The sequence below is a fragment of the Streptomyces sp. NPDC015127 genome, from assembly GCF_043080095.1.
GTDB lineage: Bacteria > Actinomycetota > Actinomycetes > Streptomycetales > Streptomycetaceae > Streptomyces.
Genome location: NZ_JBIBVE010000068.1, coordinates 1 through 5,898, shown reverse-complemented (window position 1 = coordinate 5,898; position 5,898 = coordinate 1). Strand labels below are relative to the sequence as shown.

Annotated in this window: 5 protein-coding genes; 4 read left to right on the top strand and 1 reads right to left on the bottom strand. The window is 60.0% G+C overall.

What is annotated here, in order from left to right; translation table 11 throughout:
• The first annotated feature begins 446 nt into the window (after window positions 1-446).
• Entirely contained in the window at window positions 447-647 is a 201-nt protein-coding gene (locus ACF08N_RS37665; RefSeq protein ID WP_392329212.1) for a hypothetical protein, read from the top strand.
• A gap of 1,088 nt (window positions 648-1,735) precedes the next feature.
• Here the strand turns inward: ACF08N_RS37665 and ACF08N_RS37660 are convergent.
• Window positions 1,736-2,068 (bottom strand): Lsr2 family protein, encoded by a 333-nt coding sequence (locus ACF08N_RS37660; protein ID WP_392329211.1) that lies wholly within the window; start codon window positions 2,066-2,068, stop codon window positions 1,736-1,738.
• 520 nt (window positions 2,069-2,588) lie between these two features.
• On the opposite strand from ACF08N_RS37660, the gene ACF08N_RS37655 reads away from it, so the two are divergent.
• From ACF08N_RS37655 to ACF08N_RS37645, 3 genes are all read left to right on the top strand, one after another.
• Window positions 2,589-2,765, top strand: a complete 177-nt coding sequence (locus tag ACF08N_RS37655) for a hypothetical protein (protein ID WP_392329210.1) — start codon at window positions 2,589-2,591, stop codon at window positions 2,763-2,765.
• Between the two features lie 70 nt (window positions 2,766-2,835).
• Entirely contained in the window at window positions 2,836-4,134 is a 1,299-nt protein-coding gene (locus ACF08N_RS37650; RefSeq protein ID WP_392329209.1) for an MFS transporter, read from the top strand.
• A 62-nt stretch (window positions 4,135-4,196) separates the two neighbouring features.
• Window positions 4,197-5,099, top strand: coding sequence for a tetratricopeptide repeat protein (locus ACF08N_RS37645; RefSeq protein ID WP_392329208.1), 903 nt, complete (start codon window positions 4,197-4,199; stop codon window positions 5,097-5,099).
• Window positions 5,100-5,898 lie beyond the last annotated feature (799 nt).

The window sequence follows — 5,898 nt, the reverse complement described above, 5'->3', positions numbered from 1 at the left end:
CGGCTTCGTGATCTCCCACAGCCCGTCCGGAACGATCCAACTCCACGTACCCCGCCCCATGACAAGCCCAACGTCCGCCTCACCACATAGGACACGGTCTAAGGAAAGACATGGAGTGACAGCTGGCACGTGGACTAGCCTCGTCATGACCCGTCGAGAACATGAGGCGGTGCGCTGCAATAGGGGCGCTCACTCAACCGTGCCGGCTTCCTTGTGCCGTCGTGAGTTGGCTGGTGTGTCGTGGATAGTGCTGTGACTTTTGCGGCGGACGGGCAGGCCAGGGCAGGACTTCAGGGGGCAACGGGATTCTCCCGAAGCTGTCCACGGGGCGGCTTGAGACCTTCAGAACGCACGGCCGTGGAAGGTGATCTATGAAGGATTCCGCCACTGGTCGACGGACGTGACTCGGGACTGGGCTGCTGGGCCATGCTGCAAGCCTTGGCGCCATGGGCGAGGTCGACTGGACGATTTCTGTGTCGACTCTACGTACAGTGAGGGCCCATCAGCAGGTGGCCGGGGCGAAGGGGGTCTTGTGTCTCTCTGTAGAAAACGAAGCAGCGGAGGAGCTTGTTGAACAGGTTCCGCAGGGCTGCGGTGTGCCGTTCGTTGCCGACCCGGAGGTCGTAGTGCTTGCGCGGCGCCTGTGAGTGAAGGACTGCGAAGGCGCCCATGGAGGCCAAGCCTTGGTTCTTGACGGTCCTTGCGACCACCACGTGGTTGCCGCCGGAGGTCCGCGTCACGGGAGCCGCACTGGCGTGCGTCATACCTTCAGTGTCCAAGATTTGGCTAACCGTGCCCGATCATCGCCATGTCGGCCAGGCCACACGGCTTCCGACATGACCAGACAGGCCAGGGAAGTTGATTGATGCTCTCCGCGTCCGGGTGAGTGAGGACGCCTCCTCGCTGGCCGCTGCGAAGTCATCGACGCTCTGGCGAGATGTCCCCGGAGCTGTCTGGCTTCCGCCTCGATTCCACGCGGCGGAGTTCGAATGCGCATATCTGGCTACGAGGACCAGGCCGCTGCCAGGACCGCATGGGCGTGCGCGGAGTCGAGGCCCAGTGGCCGCTGCCTTGGCAGGCAGCGAGAGCGGCCAGGGGTGACCCGACTGTCGGGGGCACCGCGACTACATGCCGCTACGAACGCAAGCCCGAGCACTCGGCTTCGCCAGCACAGCCGCGTGATTCTTCTTCTCCCGCTGTCCTCTGAACTGGAGCCGCCGTCCCGAACAAGGAACGCAGCAGTCAGGAGCATCGTCACCTGGATGGGTGGAAAGCCAGTCAGATTGCCGGTCGCGGAGCTGGTCACGTTCTTCATGATTACGGAGGAAGACGTCGCATCACCCCCGTAGGGGAGCGCTCGATTTGGGTGTCGGTGATGACCTCGGCCACCTTTGTCGCCATCGACTTCAAGCAGCAGGGCATCATGCCCCTATTGCCAGGCGCGACGGTCAGCAAAGAGACGGCTTACTCAGTCTCGTCCTCTTTGTACCGCTTGGAGTCCAGAAGGGCCCAATGCGCACCCGATCTGTACATGTCCAGCCGTACAACCTGAACGAGCAGGCACCGCCTCGCTGACAGCCCCGCCGCCGAGCTCTCATCGCCAGCCCGCGAACGGTTGTCTCAGCAGCCCTAACCGCCATGTCCTGTGCGTCGGAGGGCGGGCGGGACGCAGTGAGGCCGAGCGGCCTGCAGTTGAGTGCAGGCCGCGCTCGATTCTCTTGCGTTCGCTGACTAGTTAGTGCGCTTGCTCGTAGGCTGACCGGATTGCGGCAGGCACGCGGCCCCGTTCGCTCACGTCATAGCCGTTTTCTCTAGCCCATTCACGAATCTGGGCCGTGTCCTGAGTCCTGTTCGCCTTGCGCGGAGTTGAAACCCCACCCTTCAGGCGGCCAGTCTTGCGGCCAGCCTTCATGAAGGGTGCCAGGGCGTCCAACAGTTTGTCGTAGTTGTCCGGTCCGAGGTCGACCTCGTACGCGACACCATCGAGGGAGAAAGCATGCGTTGCGGCCTCTGCGCTTTCCTCGCCGGTGAGGTCGTCCGTGTAGACGGTGATGATTTTTTGAGCCATACCTGAAAGGTAGAGCACCATCACCAGAAATAACAAGTCGACTCGTAAATCTCGCTCAGTCCGTGCCCTGGCCAAACAACCTAAGGGCCGGGGAAGCGGCCCCAGGGGTGGCCGACATTCTCTGTGTCAAGGGTGGCCATGGCAATCGGCGGCAGTATCAAGTGCCGGGGCACCCCTAGAGAGGGTATGGCGAAATACCTCAAGTCGGGCAGACCAGTCGATCTCGCTGGGCGGGCTGAGCTCCGGCTGGGCAACGCCTGGGGTTGCCCAGTGCGCCAAGCCACACTAGCCGCGCGAGCGGCGGGTGTGCTGACGGGCTTAGTCGTCAGAGGGGCCACGGGCTACTGGCGGCTTCGCAAGGCGACCGATCAGCCAAGCCATGCGGCGCATCCGTCAGCCCGCTGACAGCATCGTGGAGCATTGATTACTCAATTTCGAAGGCGATAAATGAGCTTCGATGACGGCAACGGGTCGACAACGGAGATTCCGTTCAAGCTCATTCCCCCGAAGGGATTATGTCATGAACACTGAAACCTTTCACGCGCTGAGCCCCAACCACAATGAGGAGGTTGTGGACTACGCGCTGAATCCCAACCACAATGAGGAGGTTGTGGACTACGCGCTGAATCCCAACCACAATGAGGAGGTTGTGGACTACGCCTTTGCGTCGAACTACAACGAAATTGTTGCCCTCTAGGCTGAATTCACTTTAGCCCCGGGGACCCGTATGTTCTGCGGGTCCCCGGGTAGGCAAAGGCAGTGTCCAAATGGTGACAACTACGCTCGATAAATCTGGATCCATATTTCGCCGCTTGGGACGAGAAGCCCTCCTCGTTGTGGCTGCCGATTCATTGTCGGCTGTAGGAAGCGGCATGACCATGCCGTTCCTTATGATGTATTTTCATAGTGTTCGAGGAATCCCACTCGGCACAGCAGGGATTGCCACCTCCTGTTTAGCGCTGGCTGGGCTGGCGGGGAACCCAATTGGCGGATCGCTGTCTGACCGACTTGGGCCACGTCCTATATTAGCCATTGGGCTGGCGATAGCCGGGGCCGGCACGGTCGCCATAGCCTTGGCGGAAACCTCTGCCCATGCAATTGTATCTGCGGCACTTACTGGTCTTGGGTTAGCTGTTGCACTACCCGCGCAAGATACTCTGATTTCTCGCCTCGTGGCCTCCGATTTACGGTCGCAGGCATTCTCGCTCCGTCATGCAGGACACAACGCTGGCATCGCTATTGGCAGTCTTATCGCCGCCATGATAGTGGCTTCTGGAGGCCTCTCGCATTTCGTTGTCCTCTACCTCCTAGATGCCACCACATTCCTTATCGCTGTACCGGTTGCATTACTGGCGAAATCGGATAGCACTGCAAACTTGTCTGAACCCCGTAGCCAGCCTGCTGAGGGGGAATCTGCGAGCGGATATCTCGCAGTGACCAAGGATCGGATATTCCTTGCCCTTTTGATGCTGATTGCGATCTTGTTTGCCGTTGGGTATGCTCAGTTTAACTCGATATTTGCGCTCTATGTAACCGATTCACTTCGCCTGGATGCGGGGACAGTGAGTGTGGCCTTTCTGGCTAATGCGCTGACTGTGACCGCCGTGCAGCTCGCTGTGAGCCGGAGGGTGGCTGGCTGGCGCAGAACTCGCGCAGTCATGGTGCTGTGTTCCGTATGGGCAATTGCTTGGGTTCTTCTACTTGCCGCGGGCTCAGTGGCGCACACTTTTGCAACGACTTTGTGTATCGCGTACGCCGTCGTCTTTGGCATCGGTGAAACCCTTTTTGCGCCGAGCATCCCGCCTCTTGTGAACGATATGGCTCCTGGCCACCTGCGTGGCCGATACAACGGTGCGTCAGCTTTGACCTGCACAGTCGGGTTCGCCGTGGGGCCGGCATTGGCTGGATTTGCTCTCGAGGGAGGGTTTGGCGCACGGATCCTTATCTGCTTCCTCGTTGCCCTTGGGCTGGCTGCGGTAATTTCTTGGTCTCTGGAGAAGAGGATCTCCCGGCAAGTCAACATGATTCCAAGTGGAAATCTCTCGGACTGCGGCAGTCGGGAGTAACTTCTAGGGCTCTCTGAGAGGGGGGAATTTTGTCGCAAGTATTCCCGCACGTAGAGCGAATCTTGGCGGAAGCTCGCAGGCAGCAGATGAAAGGCTGTCTTGATGATGCGGAGAGGACTCTGCGTAAAGCACTCGCTTCAAACCCCGAATTACACGACCGTATTGCTTTGCAATCCACACTTGGCGGAGTGTGGAGAATGAAGGGGCGATATCGGGAATCTGGACTTCTTTTGCGTCTGACGCTCGATAATGCGACCTTGAATATCGGTTCCGGTTCGACGAAGATAGTTCCGGTCTGTAATGAGCTGGCGGTGTGGGGCAAATATACAGGAAACTTCTCGCTGGCTGAGGAGTTATATATTCAGGCCTTGCGAATCCTCGAGGGCGAGTACGGCCCGGTTCACTCCAGTGTTGCAACCGTTTGTCATAACTTGGGCGGGTTGTTCCACGCGCAAAGGAAATATGCGCTGGCCGAACCTTGGGCATACCGAGCGGTCGTAATTCGGCGCGCTGTTTGTGGCCCCGATACTGTTCAAGTGGCCGAGGACTCGGCAGCGTGGGCGGCAATTCTGCAGGGCCTGGGTCGTAGTGATCAAGCCCAGGAGATCCTTACAAGCGTGCTGCAATCATTCCGTGCTGCGTACGGACCCGAGCATTACGATATTGCTGTGACGGAGCATAACCTCGCGGCCATTGCTCACCGGCAAGGGGATCTTAGCGTCGCAGAGTCAGGGTATCAGCGGGCGCTTGCGATGAAGGAGAGGATCTTGGGTCTAGGGCACCCTGAATGTGCCACGACCGTCATTAATCTGGCCGCGGTTTTCCGGTCGCAAGGCGAAGTCAGTAAATCACGAGAATATTACCACCGTACGATCGAGCTCTTGAGGGATGTCGTTGCAGCCGATCACCCCACCCTCCTTCTTGCTCAAGAAGGTCTTCTGGGACTGGCGCCTGAAAGGTGCTAAAGAAGAGCTGCATCGGTGCGCTTTCGGCGTGGGTGCTCGTTGGTCTGGCTGTGGCAAGAGGGAGGCGCGACCGTGGATCGTCTCTGTCGAACTGGGGTCGCTGATTGAGCCGTTGTTGCCGGAATCCGGCGGCGAGGCTAGTCGTCGGTGTGCCACGGCTGTCCTGGTGGCGCAGCTGCGCTCTGCGAAGCAACCGGACTGGGCCTGGGGGTAGTCGACTCCGCCCATGTCCCGGCATCTCCGAAAAGGGCCCTGAGGCGGCGCGGCGGGTCCGATCCACAGGTGGCTGGCGCTACGTCCTCGTCGACGGCCTGGGGAATCCCGCTTGCAGTGTCACTGACCGTACGGTGACCTGGGTGACGGCACTCAGATGATGCCCCTGTTCGCAAGGATTGGTCAGGACGGAGCTGTCTCTTCACCTTGTCGACGGGGCTTCGTCTCGGCAGATGCGCTGTAGCTGGCTGCGACGACTGTTCGATCCGTGTGGTCGACTGCCAGAGGGTGGCGTGGCCGATGACGAGGATGCGGCCGCGTCGCCGGTTCATGACTCGCCTCACCGGGCCGGCGACGGCCGCGTTCCGGTCATTCAGGAGTCGCTTGGCGAACTGCCGAAAGGCGGGAGGTCGTCTCGTCGGCCCCACTGAACCTCTTTCATCCTGCCCCGCGGTGGGAAATGACCTGGTGGGCAGGGGCGTGACAGGACGGGACCCCTCGTCGTTGGCGTGGTGATCTCACTCATCACACCGGCGACCGAGGGGCCCTGTTGGTTCCGTATCCTTCCATGCTCGACGTCCCGTAC

What these genes read in the sequence shown, in the direction of transcription:
- ACF08N_RS37655 (WP_392329210.1), top strand. Translation starts at nt 2,589, where the DNA reads ATGAACACTGAAACCTTTCACGCGCTGAGCCCCAACCACAATGAGGAG.
- ACF08N_RS37650 (WP_392329209.1), top strand. Translation starts at nt 2,836, where the DNA reads ATGGTGACAACTACGCTCGATAAATCTGGATCCATATTTCGCCGCTTG.
- ACF08N_RS37660 (WP_392329211.1), bottom strand. Translation starts at nt 2,068, where the DNA reads ATGGCTCAAAAAATCATCACCGTCTACACGGACGACCTCACCGGCGAG.
- ACF08N_RS37665 (WP_392329212.1), top strand. Translation starts at nt 447, where the DNA reads ATGGGCGAGGTCGACTGGACGATTTCTGTGTCGACTCTACGTACAGTG.